Origin of the sequence: Plantactinospora sp. WMMB782, assembly GCF_049179135.1 — a bacterium.
Classification (GTDB): domain Bacteria; phylum Actinomycetota; class Actinomycetes; order Mycobacteriales; family Micromonosporaceae; genus Plantactinospora.
Window position 1 is genome coordinate 448,171 of sequence record NZ_JBMHMC010000007.1, and the last position, 15,521, is coordinate 463,691.

The 15,521-nt window shown below is 72.6% G+C and carries 16 protein-coding genes; 9 read left to right on the plus strand and 7 right to left on the minus strand.

All coding sequences use genetic code 11. The features are described from left to right. Positions 1 to 37 precede the first annotated feature (37 nt). Positions 38 to 835, minus strand: coding sequence for a type 1 glutamine amidotransferase (locus ACN28A_RS03860; RefSeq protein WP_421392374.1), 798 nt, complete (start codon positions 833 to 835; stop codon positions 38 to 40). A 72-nt stretch (positions 836 to 907) separates the two neighbouring features. Between ACN28A_RS03860 and ACN28A_RS03865 the strand changes: the two genes are divergently transcribed. Further along, positions 908 to 1,837, plus strand: coding sequence for a S66 peptidase family protein (locus ACN28A_RS03865; RefSeq protein WP_421392375.1), 930 nt, complete (start codon positions 908 to 910; stop codon positions 1,835 to 1,837). 10 nt (positions 1,838 to 1,847) lie between these two features. Here ACN28A_RS03865 and ACN28A_RS03870 read toward each other — a convergent pair whose 3' ends face one another. Further along, positions 1,848 to 3,500 carry a N,N-dimethylformamidase beta subunit family domain-containing protein gene (locus tag ACN28A_RS03870; protein ID WP_421392378.1) on the minus strand — a complete coding sequence of 551 codons (1,653 nt, stop codon included), beginning with the start codon at positions 3,498 to 3,500 and terminating at the stop codon, positions 1,848 to 1,850. 424 nt (positions 3,501 to 3,924) lie between these two features. Here ACN28A_RS03870 and ACN28A_RS03875 point away from each other — a divergent pair, with 424 nt between their 5' ends. Further along, a complete protein-coding gene (locus ACN28A_RS03875) occupies positions 3,925 to 4,479 on the plus strand; it encodes a hypothetical protein (RefSeq protein ID WP_421392380.1) in 555 nt (184 codons plus the stop codon). Between the two features lie 101 nt (positions 4,480 to 4,580). Here the strand turns inward: ACN28A_RS03875 and ACN28A_RS03880 are convergent, their stop codons facing one another. Both ACN28A_RS03880 and glnA read right to left on the minus strand, forming a co-directional pair. Beyond that, on the minus strand, positions 4,581 to 5,006 hold the full coding sequence (locus ACN28A_RS03880; protein WP_421392381.1) for a DUF350 domain-containing protein: 426 nt from the start codon (positions 5,004 to 5,006) through the stop codon (positions 4,581 to 4,583). Between the two features lie 110 nt (positions 5,007 to 5,116). After that, positions 5,117 to 6,469: a type I glutamate--ammonia ligase gene (gene glnA, locus ACN28A_RS03885; RefSeq protein ID WP_421392384.1), complete on the minus strand. Its 1,353-nt coding sequence runs from the start codon at positions 6,467 to 6,469 to the stop codon at positions 5,117 to 5,119. 267 nt (positions 6,470 to 6,736) lie between these two features. Here glnA and ACN28A_RS03890 point away from each other — a divergent pair, with 267 nt between their 5' ends. Continuing rightward, complete coding sequence (locus ACN28A_RS03890) at positions 6,737 to 8,563, plus strand: NAD+ synthase (protein ID WP_421392387.1); 1,827 nt, start codon at positions 6,737 to 6,739, stop codon at positions 8,561 to 8,563. 129 nt (positions 8,564 to 8,692) lie between these two features. After that, positions 8,693 to 9,550 carry a 3-methyl-2-oxobutanoate hydroxymethyltransferase gene (gene panB / locus ACN28A_RS03895; RefSeq protein WP_421392389.1) on the plus strand — a complete coding sequence of 286 codons (858 nt, stop codon included), beginning with the start codon at positions 8,693 to 8,695 and terminating at the stop codon, positions 9,548 to 9,550. 83 nt (positions 9,551 to 9,633) lie between these two features. Here the strand turns inward: panB and npdG are convergent, their stop codons facing one another. From npdG to ACN28A_RS03910, 3 genes are all read right to left on the minus strand, one after another. After that, the gene (gene npdG / locus ACN28A_RS03900; RefSeq protein ID WP_421392390.1) at positions 9,634 to 10,332 is read right to left on the minus strand and encodes an NADPH-dependent F420 reductase; all 699 of its coding nucleotides are present in this window, start codon (positions 10,330 to 10,332) and stop codon (positions 9,634 to 9,636) included. A 110-nt stretch (positions 10,333 to 10,442) separates the two neighbouring features. After that, complete coding sequence (locus ACN28A_RS03905) at positions 10,443 to 11,201, minus strand: histone (protein ID WP_421392392.1); 759 nt, start codon at positions 11,199 to 11,201, stop codon at positions 10,443 to 10,445. A 37-nt stretch (positions 11,202 to 11,238) separates the two neighbouring features. Further along, the gene (locus tag ACN28A_RS03910) at positions 11,239 to 11,442 is read right to left on the minus strand and encodes a hypothetical protein (RefSeq protein WP_278063365.1); all 204 of its coding nucleotides are present in this window, start codon (positions 11,440 to 11,442) and stop codon (positions 11,239 to 11,241) included. 351 nt (positions 11,443 to 11,793) lie between these two features. Between ACN28A_RS03910 and ACN28A_RS03915 the strand changes: the two genes are divergently transcribed. The 5 genes from ACN28A_RS03915 (at position 11,794) to ACN28A_RS03935 (ending at position 15,453) form a co-directional block, all read left to right on the plus strand. Beyond that, positions 11,794 to 12,255: a hypothetical protein gene (locus ACN28A_RS03915; RefSeq protein WP_421392394.1), complete on the plus strand. Its 462-nt coding sequence runs from the start codon at positions 11,794 to 11,796 to the stop codon at positions 12,253 to 12,255. Between the two features lie 9 nt (positions 12,256 to 12,264). Further along, positions 12,265 to 12,768: an NUDIX hydrolase gene (locus ACN28A_RS03920; RefSeq protein WP_421392396.1), complete on the plus strand. Its 504-nt coding sequence runs from the start codon at positions 12,265 to 12,267 to the stop codon at positions 12,766 to 12,768. A 378-nt stretch (positions 12,769 to 13,146) separates the two neighbouring features. Then, positions 13,147 to 13,953 (plus strand): aminoglycoside phosphotransferase family protein, encoded by an 807-nt coding sequence (locus ACN28A_RS03925; RefSeq protein ID WP_421392398.1) that lies wholly within the window; start codon positions 13,147 to 13,149, stop codon positions 13,951 to 13,953. 229 nt (positions 13,954 to 14,182) lie between these two features. Next, a complete protein-coding gene (locus ACN28A_RS03930; RefSeq protein WP_421392400.1) occupies positions 14,183 to 14,611 on the plus strand; it encodes a DUF6188 family protein in 429 nt (142 codons plus the stop codon). A gap of 200 nt (positions 14,612 to 14,811) precedes the next feature. Beyond that, positions 14,812 to 15,453: a VOC family protein gene (locus tag ACN28A_RS03935; RefSeq protein ID WP_421392403.1), complete on the plus strand. Its 642-nt coding sequence runs from the start codon at positions 14,812 to 14,814 to the stop codon at positions 15,451 to 15,453. Positions 15,454 to 15,521: the final 68 nt, after the last annotated feature.

Here is a 15,521-nt window from a genome sequence, read left to right on the forward strand (position 1 = left end):
GGCGGCTCCCGGTCTCCGTCGTCATCGGCGCTGGCGTCTAGTGTCCGAGCAGCGGCAGCGTCGGCCGCGGCGGTACGCCGTCCAGCCGGCCCTGGGCCAGGGCCGCGAACCGGGCCGCGAACGGCTGCCACACCTCTTCGATGTCGGGCAGCACCTCGGCGCAGGCCGCCACCACCAGCTCGGGGTCGTAGTCCAGCTCGGCGAGCGTCGCCGAGTCGGTCGACCAGTCGGCGATCATCTCGGCGTCGCACTCGATGTGGAACTGGAGTCCCCAGGCCCGGTCGCCGAGCCGGAACGCCTGGTGCGGATAGCGGGTCGAGGCGGCCAGCAGGGTCGCGCCCTGCGGCAGCTCGGTTATCTCGTCGACGTGCCACTGGAGCACGTCCGGGATCATCGGCACGTACCGGAACAGCGGGTCGTGCTCGGCCGCGTCCCGCTTGCCGACCACGCTCGGCCCGACCTCCGGGCCGGCCGCGCTCCGCTCGACCGTACCGGCGTGCGCGGTGGCCAGCAGTTGGGCGCCGAGGCAGATCGCCAGGGTCGGGACCCGGTGTCGGACCGCCTTGCGGAGCAGCCCTTCCAGCGCCGGGAACCAGGGCGCCCCGGGGGTGCCGTCGGGTGCCGGGTACGGGTGCTGGTAGCCGCCGAGCACCACCAGCGCGGCGTACCCGGTGAGGTCGTCGGGAAGTGCGTCCCCGGCGTACGGCCGGAGCACCGTCAGGTCGAGACCGGCCTCGGTGAGCCACTCCCCCAGCCGGCGGGCGTCGTCCGTCGGGTCGTTCTCGACCACCAGCGCGGTCGCGGTCACACTCTCGGGTCCGGTCTCGGTTGCCACGGTGTCGAGGCTATCCGGTGCCCCCGCCGCCCACCGATAGGCTCGGTGCGCAGCGGGGGAAGGAGACAGCGCGTGCCCGACGAGCAGGCGGTACGACCACCGGCACTGCGGCCCGGCGACACGGTGCTGCTGGTGTCGCCCTCCGGACCGACCCGGCCGGAGCGGGTCGCCCGCGGGGTGGAACTGCTCACCGGCTGGGGCCTTCGTCCCGTCCTCGCCCCGAACGCGTACGCCCGGCGCGGCTACCTGGCCGGCGACGACGCGCTGCGGGCCGCCGACCTGAACGCGGCCTTCGCCGACCCGGCGGTGCGCGGCGTGCTCTGCACCCGGGGCGGCTACGGCGTGCAGCGGGTGGTGGACGCGATCGACATGGCGGCGGTCCGCCGCGACCCGAAGGTGGTGGCCGGGTTCTCCGACATCACCGCACTGCAACTCGCGCTCTGGCGGGGCGCCCGGCTGGCCGGCGTACACGGCCCGGGAGCCGCCTGGCTCGACGAGCGCACGCCGGCGGTCTCGGCCGAGTCGCTGCGCGCCGCGCTGATGTGCCCGGAGCCGGTGGTGGTGCACCGGCTGCCGACCGAGGAGACGGCGAAGGTGCTGGTCCCGGGGACCGCCAGCGGGCGGCTGATCGGCGGCAACCTCTGCCTGCTGACGCACTCCGTCGGCACCCCGGACATGCCGGACCTGACCGGCGCGCTGCTGCTGGTCGAGGATGTCGGGGAGCCGCCGTACAAGGTCGATCGGATGCTCACCCACCTGCGCCGGGCGGGCGTGCTGGCCGGGGTGGCCGGGGTGGCGGTGGGCCAGTTCACCGACTGCGCGGACGGCTGGGCGGTCGGCGTCGCCGACGTGCTGGCCGAACGTCTCGGCGACCTGGGCGTTCCGGTGCTCGGCGGGCTGCCGGTCGGGCACGGCGTCGGGCAGCTCACCGTGCCGGTGGGGGTACCGGCGACGCTCGACGCCGACGCCGGCACCCTGACCGTCTCCCCCGCCGTCCGCTGAACCCGCCCGCTCAGCGAACCGCCGCCGAGGGCTGATGCCGGAGCACCCGGTCGAGCAGGTTGCTTGTCGCCCGTTGCAGGCGGGAGTCGACGAACCCGGTGGCGGACAGCGCCCGGGTCCAGCCCAGCGAGCCGGCGTCGAAGACCCAGGCCCCGGAGTCGGTCCGGTAGAGCGAGGTCTGTTGCCGGTAGATGCGGCGGCCGCGCCGGTACGGGGAGTCGGAGAGCAGTACCCGGTCGGCCGCCCGGGGACCGCGCAGGCTCGGCTGCACCCGGTCGGCCTCGCCGTACACGACCCGGGGAATCCGGTCGCCGTCGCGTACGCCGGTGCCGGCCCAGAACCAGTGCCGGCTCTCGCGCACCACCAGCGGTGCCTGCCCGTCGACGATGCTGACGTACTGCCCGCCGAGTAGCTGCTGCTCGGGGCTGCCCGCGATGCGCCACTGGGTCGTCAGCGGGACCTCGCCGATCCACGGCGGCAGCGTCTTGGCGCACTCGACCACCCGCTCCGAGGTACGGCTGTCCGCGCCGCCGTACCGGATGCGCCAGTAGCAGTTGTTCGCGGCGAGGAAGACGAGGCTCGTCCCGGCGTCCCGGGCGGCGGCCGCGGCCCGGCGCATCTCGACGGTCCAGTACTCGTCGTGCCCGCAGAAGACCACCGCCCAGTAGCGCCGTGGGTCGACCCGGCCGGTGTGCAGGTCCTCGCTCGTGGCATAGGTCACGTCGTAGCCGTGCCCCTCCATCCACCGTACGAAGCCGATGTCGTTCCGGGCCTGTCTCGGCATTCCGCTGCCCTGGTAGGGCCGGTCGTGGCAGACCGCCGTCGCCCGCAACTCCGGGTCGGGCTGCCCGGCCGGGTCGAAGCCCCGGTAGAGACTGGTGCCGGTCCGGCCGTCGTCCGGCCAGAGGTTGTACGCCTGGTAGGTGCTGGTCGGCACGACCACCAGTCCGGCCGCCGACCGTTCCGGGTCGCGGACCACGAACGGTATCCACCGGGACCAGCCGGCGGCGTTCGTCAACAGCGCCAGGTAGTAGCCGCTGACCCAGTCCCGGCCCACCCGCAGACGCCAGCCGACCGGCCAGTCGCAGTGCACCATCCGGGTCTGCGCCGCCACGGTCGGCGGCGGCTGCCGGCGCCCGGCCAGCCAGGGGCTTGTCGCGACGAGTCGCCCGCCGGGTCCGCCGTAGTGCCCCACCCGGTAGATCTGGATCCGGTACTGCTGCGCAGGTGCGACCGAGACGTGGAAGCCCAGTTCGGCACCGATCTCGACCCCGCTCGACGAGGTGTAGCCGGCGATCTGGCCGTGCGCGTCGTCGCCGAACCGGTGCCGCCCGGTGCCGAACCCGGCCGTTCCGGGCCGGGAGTTCTCCCGGCTGACCGCCGACGGCCCGCCCCCGGAGGCACGTCGCGGTGCCGGCCCGACCGGTCCGGGTTCCGCGTCACCGGGATAGTGGGGGTCGCGCACCGCGACGGCCGGGGGTGTGCCGCCGGACCCGCTGGCGGCGGCCGGCGCCGACCCTCCCCAGGCTGCCGCCCGGGTCGGGTCCGCCACGCTGTCGGTCCGGAGGATCCCGTAACCGGCGGCTCCCAGCGCACCCAACGCACCGGCCCCGAACACCGTCAGTGTCGTCCGCCGTGACCACCGGACCGACCGATCCGCCATCTGTCTCCTCCCTACCGACCTGCTGCCCACGCGGCGACCAGCGCCGGGTCGCTTCCCTGGTGGCCCCGATCGGACATCCGGTCCGGTGGCGTTTCTTCGCCGGACGGCCGGCAACGGGAACGCGTCGGTACGCGGCGGCGGATCGGGTGGGCGCGGGGGAGCATATTGGCCGTCCGCCAAGACCACTGTCCGCAGCCGCCTTCCCGGCAGGAGCGACAATCGCCGCAGAGCGGGAGGTTCACCCAGTCCGCTGTCCCGGATGCTCGCGTTGTCTCAGCGGATTGCCAGTTGGCCGGGACATTTTCAGTCGGCTGCCAGGTTCCTCCGGGCTCCGCTCCAGGTGGATGCCGCAATCTGGGCGGATTGGTACCGGTACGCGTCCTCGACGCGCGGACAACAGGGGGTAATCCGCACTATGAACAGCATGTTTTCCCGGAAGAGGGTCGTCGGTGGCCTGGTGGCCGCCGGAGTACTCACGGTGGGTCTCGCGGCGCCGGCCGTGGCGTTCGCCGAGGACGGGGCGACGCCCGCCCCGGCGCCGTCGACCTCGACCTCGACCTCGACCGACAGCGGCAGGACCGGGCTGCCCAAGCACACGAAGGACTGGGCGGAGCAGCGCGGCAAGCTGGCCGAGCAGCTCGCCGAGGAGCTGGGCGTGCCGCAGGAGAAGGTCGAGGCGGCCCTGGCGAAGCTCCGGGAGCAGCATCGGGCCGACTGGAAGGCACGGGCCGAGCAGCGCGGGGACAGGTCCGACGCGCGGTCGAAGGCCGACCGTGAGGCGATGCTGAAGGAGCGGCTCGACAAGGCGGTCGCGGACGGCAAGCTGACCCGGGAGCAGGCCGACGCCATCCTGGCGGCGGCCGAGGCGGGCGTCTTCCCGGCCTGGGGCGGCGGGCACCGGGGCGGCCCGATGCACGGCGGTCCGATGCACGGCGGTCCGGCCGACGGCACCGGGTCGGACGGCCCGGCCACGAAGTAGGACACCCGGTCGCCCGGGTCGGGTGCCTCGTCCGGCGCCCGGCCCGGGTCACCCGGGAAGAGGAGCAAGTTCGGGCGGTACGGAGACCAGGCGGCGCGGGGTCAGGCGATGCAGGCACAGACGATGAGCGCGGTGCCCAGGTGGGTGGCGGCACTCACCCGGGCGGCCGGGTGCGGTTCGTCGGTGCAGATCACCTCGCCGAGCCGGCCCGGGGTGAGCCAGTCGAGCACCAGGAAGCCGAGCGCCATCACACCGAGCCCGACCACTCCGAACACGACGGTCGAGGCGAGCCCCTTGGCGAAGTCGCTGTAGCTGGTCAGGATCGCGGTGAAGACGATCGCCGCGATGCCGAGTTGGTTGGCGAGCAGCAGCAGCGCGGCGTTGCCGTTCCGGCGAACCCAGATCAGCTCGCGCAGCCGGCCCGGGGTGAGCAGGTCGACCAGCCCGAAACCGGCGGCCATCAGGGCGATGCCGACCACACCGAACACGATGCTCTGCCAGGCTCCCACGAGCAGGTCCTCGACCACCGGCTGTCTCCCATCGGGTGTGGGCGGCCGTAGGAGGGGGCCGCGTCGTCAGGGACGATAACGCGGCCCGACAACAGTGGTTGACCCGTACCGGCGCGGACGGCCGGCGTCTAGAGCAGTCCCAGGTAGCGCTGCCGCTCGTACGGGGTGACCTCGCGGCGGTACTGCTCCCACTCGGCGCGCTTGTTGCGCAGGAAGAAGTCGAAGACGTGCTCGCCGAGCACCTCCGCCACCAGTTCGGAGCCGGCCATCACGTCGATCGCCTCGGCGAGGTTCTCCGGCAGCGACTCGTACCCCATCGCCTTGCGTTCGGCGTTGGACAGCGACCAGACGTCGTCCTCGGCTCCCGGCGGCAGCTCGTAGCCCTCCTCGATGCCCTTGAGGCCGGCGCCGAGCAGCACCGCGAACGCCAGGTAGGGGTTTGTCGCCGAGTCGGGCGAGCGCACCTCGACCCGGGCCGAGTTCGGCTTGCCGTACGCGGGGACGCGGACCAGCGCGGAGCGGTTCAGGTGCCCCCAGCAGACGTACGCCGGTGACTCGGTGATCCGGTCCGGCAGCGCCTGCGGGAAGAGCCGCTTGTAGGAGTTGACCCACTGGTTGGTGACCGCGGTGTACTCCCGGGCGTGCACCAGCAGCCCGGCGATGAAGGCGCGGCCGACCTTGGAGAGCTTCATCGGGTCGCTGGCGTCGTGGAAGGCGTTGCGCTCCCCCTCGAAGAGGGAGAGGTGGGTGTGCATCCCGCTGCCCGGCTGGTCGGTGAAGGGCTTGGGCATGAAGCTGGCGCGTACCCCGGTGGAGAGCGCCACCTCCTTGACCATGTGCCGGAAGGTCATGATGTTGTCGGCGGTGGTCAGCGCGTCGGCGTAGCGCAGGTCGATCTCCTGCTGGCCGGGCGCTACCTCGTGGTGGCTGAACTCGACCGAGATGCCGATCCGCTCCAGCGCCAGCACCGCCTGCCGGCGGAAGTCCCGGGCGACGGCGTGGGTGGTGTGCTCGAAGTAGCCGCCGGAGTCGACCGGCACCGGCAGCGAGCCGTCGTTGGGGCCGTTCTCCAGCAGGAAGAACTCGATCTCGGGGTGGGTGTAGAAGGTGAAGCCCTTCTCGGCGGCCCGGGACAGCGCCCGGCGCAGCACGTGCCGGGGGTCGGCCCAGGACGGGCTGCCGTCGGGGAGCAGGATGTCGCAGAACATCCGGGCGCTCTCGCCGGAGACCCCGCCCTCGAACGGGAAGACCTGGAAGGTGGTGGGGTCGGGCATCGCCACCATGTCCGACTCGAAGACCCGGGCGAAGCCCTCGATGGCGGAACCGTCGAAGCCGATCCCCTCGTCGAAGGCGGCCTCCAACTCGGCGGGAGCCACCGAGACGCTCTTCAGCGTGCCGAGTACGTCGGTGAACCACAACCGGACGAAACGGATGTCACGCTCTTCCAGCGTGCGGAGCACGAACTCCTGCTGACGGTCCACCTCAACCCCTCGCACACTCTGTCCGGACCGGCCCAGCCTGGGCACGGCCTAGCGGTCCAGTCTTCACCGGTTCCGTTACGCAGACGTTACGTGAACTAGACCGGGACCGATGCGCGGGGTGGCCCGGCCTGCGTACTCGTCGGGCGTTCGTCCCAAAGATAGCCCGACGACCGACTCCCGGCAGGGTGAGCGGGAGGTGAGCGGCGCCACGGCCGGGGCCGCCCGTCGCGCCGAGCCGGCTCCGGCCGGCTGCGGCAAGATGGAGTCATGCCGAGTTTGCGCATCGCCCTGGCCCAGGTCAACCCCACCGTCGGCGACATCGCCGGCAACGCGGCCCTGATCCGGGACCGGTCCCGGACAGCCGCCGGAGCCGGCGCGCAGCTGGTCGCCTTCCCGGAGATGATGCTCACCGGCTATCCGGTCGAGGACCTGGTCTTCCGGGACTCCTTCGTCGCCGCCTCCCGGGCCGCCCTCGACCGGCTCGCCGCCGACCTCGCCGCGGACGGGCTCGGCGGACTGCCGGTGCTTGTCGGCTACCTCGACGCCGACGGTCCGGCCAGCGCCAACGCCGAGGCCACCCCGGCGCGGGGGCCGCGCAACGCACTCGGCGTGCTGCACGGCGGGCGGGTGGTGGCCCGCTACTTCAAGCACCACCTGCCGAACTACGGGGTCTTCGACGAGGACCGCTACTTCGTCCCCGGTGACACGCTCACGGTGCTCCGGGTCGGCGGTGTCGACGTCGCGCTGACCATCTGCGAGGACCTGTGGCAGGCCGGCGGTCCGTTCACCGTCGCCCGCCGCGCCGGGGTCGGACTGGTCGTCAACGTCAACGGCTCGCCGTACGAGCTGAACAAGGACGACGTACGCCTGCCGCTGGTCCGCCGCCGGGCCGCCGAGGCCGGCGCGACGGTGGCGTACGTGAACATGGTCGGCGGCCAGGACGAGCTGGTCTTCGACGGCGACTCGATGATCGTGGCCGCCGACGGCACGCTGCTGGCCCGCGCCCCGCAGTTCGTCGACCACCTGCTGCTGCACGACCTCGACCTGCCCGAGGCCCGCACCGAGCCCTCCGAGGGGCGGGCCGACCTGTCCGAGGGCCGCATCGAAACGCCCACCGGCACCGAGCCGACCCGGGCGGAGCCGGCCGGCGCTCCGGAGCGGATGGCCGTCACCCGGGTCCGGATCGGCGACGCCCTACCCGCCCCGGCCGGCCCCCCGGCCACCGGCGGGATCACCGAGCCGGTGGTCGACGAGGGCGAGGTGTGGCAGGCCCTCGTCCTCGGGCTGCGCGACTACGTCGACAAGAACGGCTTCCGCTCGGTGGTGCTCGGCCTCTCCGGCGGGATCGACTCGTCGCTGGTCGCCGCGATCGCGGTGGACGCGCTCGGCCCGGAACGGGTGGTCGGGGTCTCGATGCCGAGCCAGCACTCGTCCGAACACTCCCGGGACGACGCCGCCGAACTCGCCAAGCGGACCGGCCTGGAATACCGGGTCGAGCCGATCCAGCCGATGGTCGACGGCTTCCTGGCCAACCTGTCGCTGTCCGGGATGTCGGTGGAGAACCTCCAGGCCCGGGTACGCGGCGTGCTGCTGATGGCGCTGTCGAACCAGGAGGGCCACCTCGTCCTCACCACCGGCAACAAGAGTGAACTCGCGGTCGGCTACTCCACCCTCTACGGCGACTCGGTCGGCGGCTTCAACCCGCTCAAGGACGTCTGGAAGAGCCTGGTCTGGAAACTGGCGAACTGGCGCAACGCGGAGGCGGTACGCCGCGGTGAGACGCCGCCGATCCCGGAGAACTCGATCCGCAAGCCGCCGAGCGCCGAGCTGAGCCCCGGCCAGCTCGACAGCGACACCCTGCCGGACTACTCGGTGCTGGACGCGATCCTGGTCGGCTACGTCGACGGCGACCAGGGCCGGGACGACCTGGTGGCGGCCGGGCACGACCCGGAGGTGGTGGACAAGGTGCTCCGGATGGTGGACATCGCCGAGTACAAGCGCCGGCAGTCCGCGCCCGGCTCGAAGATCTCGATCAAGGCGTTCGGCCGGGACCGCCGGCTGCCGATCACCAACCGGTGGCGCGAGCGTCCCTGAGCGGCCCGGAGTCTCCTCCCCCGGTGTGAAAACCTGCACTCTTCCCTGCCGTGGCCGCCCCGGGCGGTGGGACGATCGGCGCAGGACCCGGGGACCGCGAACGCGGCCTCGAGGCGAGAGGAGACGACGATGTCCGAGCAGCAGATGGCGTCCGCCCCGGCCGAGGTGGCGACGCTGTACGGCGGTCCGGCGACCCGGCGGGTACGCGCCCGTGACCTGGTCGCCGCCAAGGAGCGCGGCGAGCGGTGGCCGATGCTCACCTCGTACGACCAGTACACTGCCGCGATCTTCGAGCAGGCCGGAATTCCGGTACTGCTGGTCGGCGACTCGGCGGCGAACAACGTCTTCGGGCACGAGACGACGGTGCCGGTGACCGTCGACGACCTGCTCCCGCTGGTCCGCGCGGTGGTACGCGCCACCAGCTATCCCCTGGTCGTCGGCGACCTGCCCTTCGGCTCGTACGAGGAGGGGCCGACCCAGGCACTGCGCACCGCCGTACGGTTCATGAAGGAGGGCGGCTGCCACGCGGTGAAGCTGGAGGGCGGCCGGCAGGTCGCGGAGCAGGTCCGGGCGATAAGCGGCGCCGGCATCCCGGTGATGGCGCACGTCGGTTTCACCCCGCAGCGGGAGCACACCATCGGCGGCTACCGGGTGCAGGGCCGGGGTGACGCCGCCGACGAGGTGGTGGCGGACGCGCTGGCGGTCGCCGAGGCCGGCGCCTTCTCGGTCGTCCTGGAGATGGTGCCGGGCGAGGTGGCCAAGCGGATCACGCACGAGCTGCCGATCCCCACCGTCGGGATCGGGGCCGGGCCGGACACCGACGCGCAGGTGCTGGTCTGGCAGGACATGGCCGGGCTGCGGTCCGGCCGGATGCCCCGGTTCGTGAAGCGGTACGCCGACCTGTCCGGCACGCTCACCGAGGCGACCCGGCAGTTCGCCGCCGAGGTCCGCGGCGGCGACTTCCCCACCGCCGAACACACCTTCTGACCGGGTGTTAGGAAGGGCCCCCGCTACAACAAAACGCTGTGCGGGGGCACTTCCTTGCACCCGGGTGCGGCGTTGCCGGCGGGTCAGACGTCGGTGACGCGGACTCCCGCGTGCGCCTTGTAGCGCTTGTTGATCGCGATCAGGTTGGCCGTGAACGCCTCTATCTGGTGCGCGTTGCGCAGCCGCCCGGCGTAGATGCCACGCATGCCCGGAATCCGCGCGGCGAGTGCGCCGACCAGCCCGACCAGCTCGCGGTCCTCGGTGCAGATCAGCACGTCGAGGTCGATCCGGTCGACCTCCGGGTCGGCCAGCAGCGGCGCGCTGACGTGGTTGAAGGCCGCGCAGACCCGGGACTCCGGCAACAGCGCCGCCGCCTGCTGCACGGCGCTGCCCTCCTCGACCGGCAACGGGTACGGCCCCTGCCTGTCGAAGCCGAGCGGATTGACGCAGTCGACGACCACCTTGCCGGCCAGCGGCTCGCGCAGTCCGGCGACGGTGTCCCGGTGCCCGTCCCAGGGGACCGCGATGACGACCACGTCCGACCGGCCCGCCACGTCGGCGTTGTCGCCGCCGGAGATCCTCGCGTCGGCCGGCATCCCGGGCAGGTTGCGTAGTTCCTCCGCCACCCGTTCCGCCCGATCCGCCGACCGGGAGCCGAGCAGCACCGGCTGACCCGCGCGGGCCAGCCGGTAGGCCAGTCCCCGTCCCTGGTCGCCGGTGCCGCCGACGATGCCGACGGTCAGGCCGGTGACGTCCGGCAGCACGCTCGCGTCGTATGCCATGCCGGAATCCTCGCAGATCGTCCGTCGTACCTGCGGTGGCGGGCCGGGCGGGGTGGCGTACCCGGATCGTCACCGCACCGGAACGCCCCCCGGGGCGTTCCGGTGGAAGCTCAACCCATCGTCTTCCGCGCGGTCGACCTGGTGGCCTTTCGCGCCGGCGCCTTCGCCGGAGCCTTCCGCGCCGCGGCCTGCCTGCCGGGCGCCTTTCGGGCGGTGACCTTCTTCGCCGCCGTACCGCTCCGCTTCGTCGCCGCGGTCGTCCGCTTCGCCGGCGCCCGCTTGGCCGGGGCCTTCTTCGCGGTCGTCCGCTTGGCCGGCGCCTTCTGCGCGGCCGTCGTGCGCTTGGCCGGGGCCTTCTTCGCGGGCGCCTTGCGGCCGGTGACCTTCTTGGCCGCCGCCGAGGTGGTCCGCTTCGCCGCCGAAGCCGTCTTGCGCACCGCCGCGGTGGCCTTCTTGCCGGTGGTGGTGCGCTTCGACGCCGCCGTGGTCTTCTTACCCGCCGGGCTGGTCCGCTTCGCCGTGCCGGTCTGCTTCGCCGTGCCGGCGCGGCCGGTCGTCGCCCGCGTGGTCGTCTTCTTCGCGGTGGCCTTCTTCGCCGGCGCCCGCTTGGCCGGCGCCTTCTTCGCCGGCGCCTTCTTCGCCGCCGTCGCGCGCTTGGCCGGGGCCTTCTTCGCGGGTGCCTTCTTGGCCACCGACGAACTGGCGGCCTTCCGGGCCGAGGTGCCCTTGCTGGCACCCACGGTCCGGCTGCGCGCCGCGGTCTTCTTGCCGGCAGCACTTCTCGCTACCGTGCGGGTGGCCCTGGTTGCTTCGGCCATCTCGTGTTCCTCCTTGCGGGACATGCTCTCGGGGGTCTCCTCGCGGAGCACCACGGAGTGTGTCGACGCGGGCTGTCGCCGCGCCGGTCTAGCGCTCCTCCCCGGCCCAGCGGGCGTCCTCGGCGTCCCACGCTTCGTTGCGCTGCTGCACCCGCTGCAACGCCTGCTCCGCGTCGGCCGCCGAGACGTACGGGCCGAGCACGTACCTCGCCGGACAGACGTCGGCACTGGTCTCGACCCGGTGATGGCGTATGCACCAGAAGTACCGCACATCACTCCCGCTGTCGCTCATGGGGTAACTGTGCACGGCGAACCGCCCAAGCGCTACCGTTTCGCGCAAAAAGGCGGAAGGACTTCCACTGTAGACCCCGTCCGATAACCGGTACCGAGGAAACGGCAAAGTCCCGCCGTTCGGGGGAAAGGCATTCTGCGGCAAGGGATTCACCGCTGTCAGCGGCCCGCGTGACGGCCGTGGAGTCACCTGACGGACGGCGGAAAAATTTCCTCCGCCGGTACGCCCCGATCGGCGCATCATCGCCCTGACCTGCCACTTCGTGCCCGGGAATGGAGCACAATCCGCGTTGTGGGCGGCATGCGATCAGCGGGTGGGACGGGACGGCTAGGCCGGGTTCTGTCAATCGTCGTGTCGGCCATTCTGCTGCTGCTCGTCGGCAGTGCCGCGCACACCATTCTGCGTATGGCGACCGAGCCCTCGATCGAGGAACGCGCCCGACAGGAAGCGGTACGCCGGGCCGCGCTGATCGGGAACGCACTCGTGCACGGCGTCGGGGACACCGCCGCCGAACTCCGGCAGGCCGCCGCGCGCGACGGTCGGGCCGAGGTGATAAGTGTCGACGGCACCGACCGGCGCCGCTCGCCCGGCGTACGGATGGTGTTCCGGGTGCGCGTGGTGATGTCCCGGCCGGCGATGGCCGGACGCAGGCAGACCGAGGTGCGGATCTGTTTCCGCCAGGTCGTCGACCAGGAGCGGGCGGACTTCTCCCGGGTCGAGGTGCCCTGCCCGGACAGCCTGCTGCCCGGGATGACGCCGTCGGCGCCGCCGACCGGGGCGGTCGACGCACCGGCCTCGCCGGCCGGTGGCTAGGGTCTCGGCATGGCCGTCCCGGAGTACGTCGCACGGATCCGCAAGCTCGTCGGGCACGACCTGCTCTGGCTGCCGAGCGTCAGTGCGGTGGTCTGCAACGACGCCGGGGAGTTGCTGCTGGGCCAGCGCTCCGACGACCGGCGCTGGTCGGTGGTGAGCGGGTTCGTCGAGCCGGACGAGCAGCCGGCCGAGGCGCTGGTGCGGGAGGTCTTCGAGGAGACCGGCGTACGGGTGCTGCCGGAGCGGGTGTCGAGCGTTCTCGCGCATCCGCACACCTATCCCAACGGCGATCGCTGCCAGTTCCTCAACATCGGCTTCCGGTGCCGACTGCTCGACGGGGTGGCCCGGGTCAACGACGAGGAGTCGCTGGCGGTCGGCTGGTTCGCCCCGGACCGGCTGCCGCCGCTGGACGAGCACGCCCGGACGACGATCAGGCACGCGCTGGCCCCGGCGACCGCCGCCAGTTGGTTCGCCCCGGACTCCTCCGCCTTCTCGTGGAACTCCAGGGCCTGAGCCGGCCCGACGGCATCGCCTCGGCGGGCGGGACGGCCCCGGCCGCAGCGGCGGGAAAACCGGTGGCGGGACGGGCGGGGGTGCCGTAGCCTCGCGACGCCCGGCTCTTCGAGGAGGTCGATGATGACAAGCACGGTTTCCGGCGCAGTAGCCATCACCGCTGCGACGCGCGGCCGCACGGCGGACTGACCTCCGCAGGCTCGCTCCAGCGGCTCACGCCGGCCTCCGACGCCGGACGAGCCGTCCACTCCTCGCTTCGCAGCGGTCCCGCTGGCCGCGCGCGGTTCCTGCGCGTCGCCAGCCTCGGCGCCGGTGCTCCGGCGCTCCGTCGCACCGCATATCGCGGTCACCGCTTCTTGCGCTGAACGAGGAGAATCTGTGGATTCCGTGACATCCTTCGTGCCGCTGCGCGCGGCCGAGGGCGGACCGAGTTCTGTCATCCGTACCGGCCAGATCGTGCGGCGTGCCGCGCGGCCCTGGACGCGTACCGTGCACGCCCTGCTGCACCACCTGGAGGAGGTCGGGTTCACCGGCTCGCCGTGGGTGGTCGGTACCGGCATCGACGGCGACGGCAACGAGCTGCTGACGTACGTCGAGGGTGAGATCGTCCACCCCCGGGCCTGGACGGACGAGGGGATCTGGCAGGTCGGCAGCCTGCTGCGCGACCTGCACGCCGCCACCGCGACCTTCCGGCCACCGCCGGGGGCGGTGTGGCAGCCGTGGTGGATGCACCGGGAGGGTCCCGACTCGGTGATCGGGCACTGCGACGCCGGGCCGTGGCACATCGTGGCTCGGGCCGGCCGACCGGTGGCGTTCGTCGACTGGACCCTGGCCGGGCCGGTGGACCGGCTCGACGAGGTGGTCGGCACCGCGTGGTGGAACGCCCAGTTGCACGACGACGACATCGCCGAACGCCACGGGTTGCCGGCACCGGCCGACCGGGCGCGGCAGCTACGGCTGTTCCTGGACGGCTACGAGCTGTCGGCGGCGGACCGGGTCGGCTTCGTCGACCGGATGGTCGGGTTCGCCATCCGGGACTGTGCCGCCGAGGCGGTCCGGGCCCGGATCACGCCGGAGTCGACCGATCCGACGCCGCTCTGGGCACTTGCCTGGCGGGCGCGGGCCGCCGGCTGGATGATCCGGCACCGCACCCTGCTTGAACGCGCCGTCTCCTCCGCCGGCTGAGCCACGCCGAGCGGCGCTGAGCGACCGGGCCGTCGGCGCGACGTCGCGCCGGCGGCCCCCGGCCGGGCGAGACGACTGGTCAGCGTCCTGCGCCCTCCTGACGGGAAGGTGTCCGGGCTCCGCCGCCGATCGAGCAGAGCGGGCGGGACACGAGCCTCCCGGGCACGAGTCCCGTGACAGTGACGGGAATACGGTGTGAGCGGAGCTTGCCGAGCGGCACACTGCACGGATGACCGCCCCACCCCCGGTACCGACCGAGCGTGACGACCGCTGGATCCTCCCGTTCCGGGGCCTGGCGGTCACTCGGATCAGGGTCGATTCCGCGTTCGTGCTCGATCTTGCCGAGGTGGCCGAGGTGCGGATCAGCAACGTCGCGAGACTGGGGTGGGTCAACGTCGCCGACCGGCCGGACGAGGTCCGGCTCGACCCGGAGCACCAGGACGTCTCGGCCGGTCTCGTGCTGGTCGGCACGACCGTGCTGTCGGCCGTCGCGTTCAAATCCGGCGGACTGCGACTCGTGTTCGACGACGGCCACCTGCTCCGCGTCGGGCCCCATCCACGCCGTACGGCGTGGACCGCCATCGGACCGGACCGGACTCTCGTGACGAGCGTGCCGAGCGGCGGCCTCGCCGTCCAGGCGTCCGTCAGCCGCCGGTAACACCGGTGCCGGGTCGCCGTCACCACGACGAACCTGCGACGCCCGGAGCGGGTTCCACCACTGTGCTCGCGTCGAGACGATGCCTTCGACGGGACGCATCCGGCGTCCGGTGGCGCGGTGCCGGCGCAGACCGATCCGGTACGGCCCGCGCAGGTACGGATCCGTGGCCAGCCCCGCTGCCGGCGCGTACCCTTTCATTCGTGATTCGGTGGCTCACCGCGTCCCTCGACGCTCCGACACCTGCGGCGGATGGTTTCTGGCCGGACGTGACGGGCTGGACCCCGTCCCCGTCCCGGGTGACGCTGCTCCCGCCGTACGGTGACGCCTTCCTGCGGATGCGGGTCGTGGCCGACGGGCCGGCACGCGCCCACCTGGACCTCCACGTCGAGGATGTGGCCGCGGAAGCGGGCCACATGGTCCGCCGGGGTGCGACGGTGGTGCGCGAGTCGGACGGGACGGTGGTCCTCCGCTCCCCTGCCGGTCTGCCGTTCTGCCTGGTGCGGTGGCGTGGGGAGTCCGTGTGGCCGGAGGCGGAAGGCAGGCGGCACCGGATGTGCCTGGACGTGCCGTCCGCGTTGTTCGACGTGGAGGGTCGGTTCTGGAGCAGAGCTATCGCCCGGGAGCGGCCTACGCCGTTGAATCTGCTGCTCCAGCGACGGGAAGGCCGACCGGCAGGCATGCACCTCCACCTGGAGCGGGCGGACCGGGACGCCGAAACGCAGCGACATGTCGGGGCGGGGGCATCCGTCGTCCGGGTGGCGGCGGATCGGACGACGCTACGTGATCCGGCAGGCCGCGACTACTGCCTGACAGACCTGCCACCCCGTACCGCCGAGGGCTGACAGACCTGCCACCCCGCACCGCCCGAGGGCTGACCGCCCTGCCTGACCCATCGCAGCCGACCATCGAC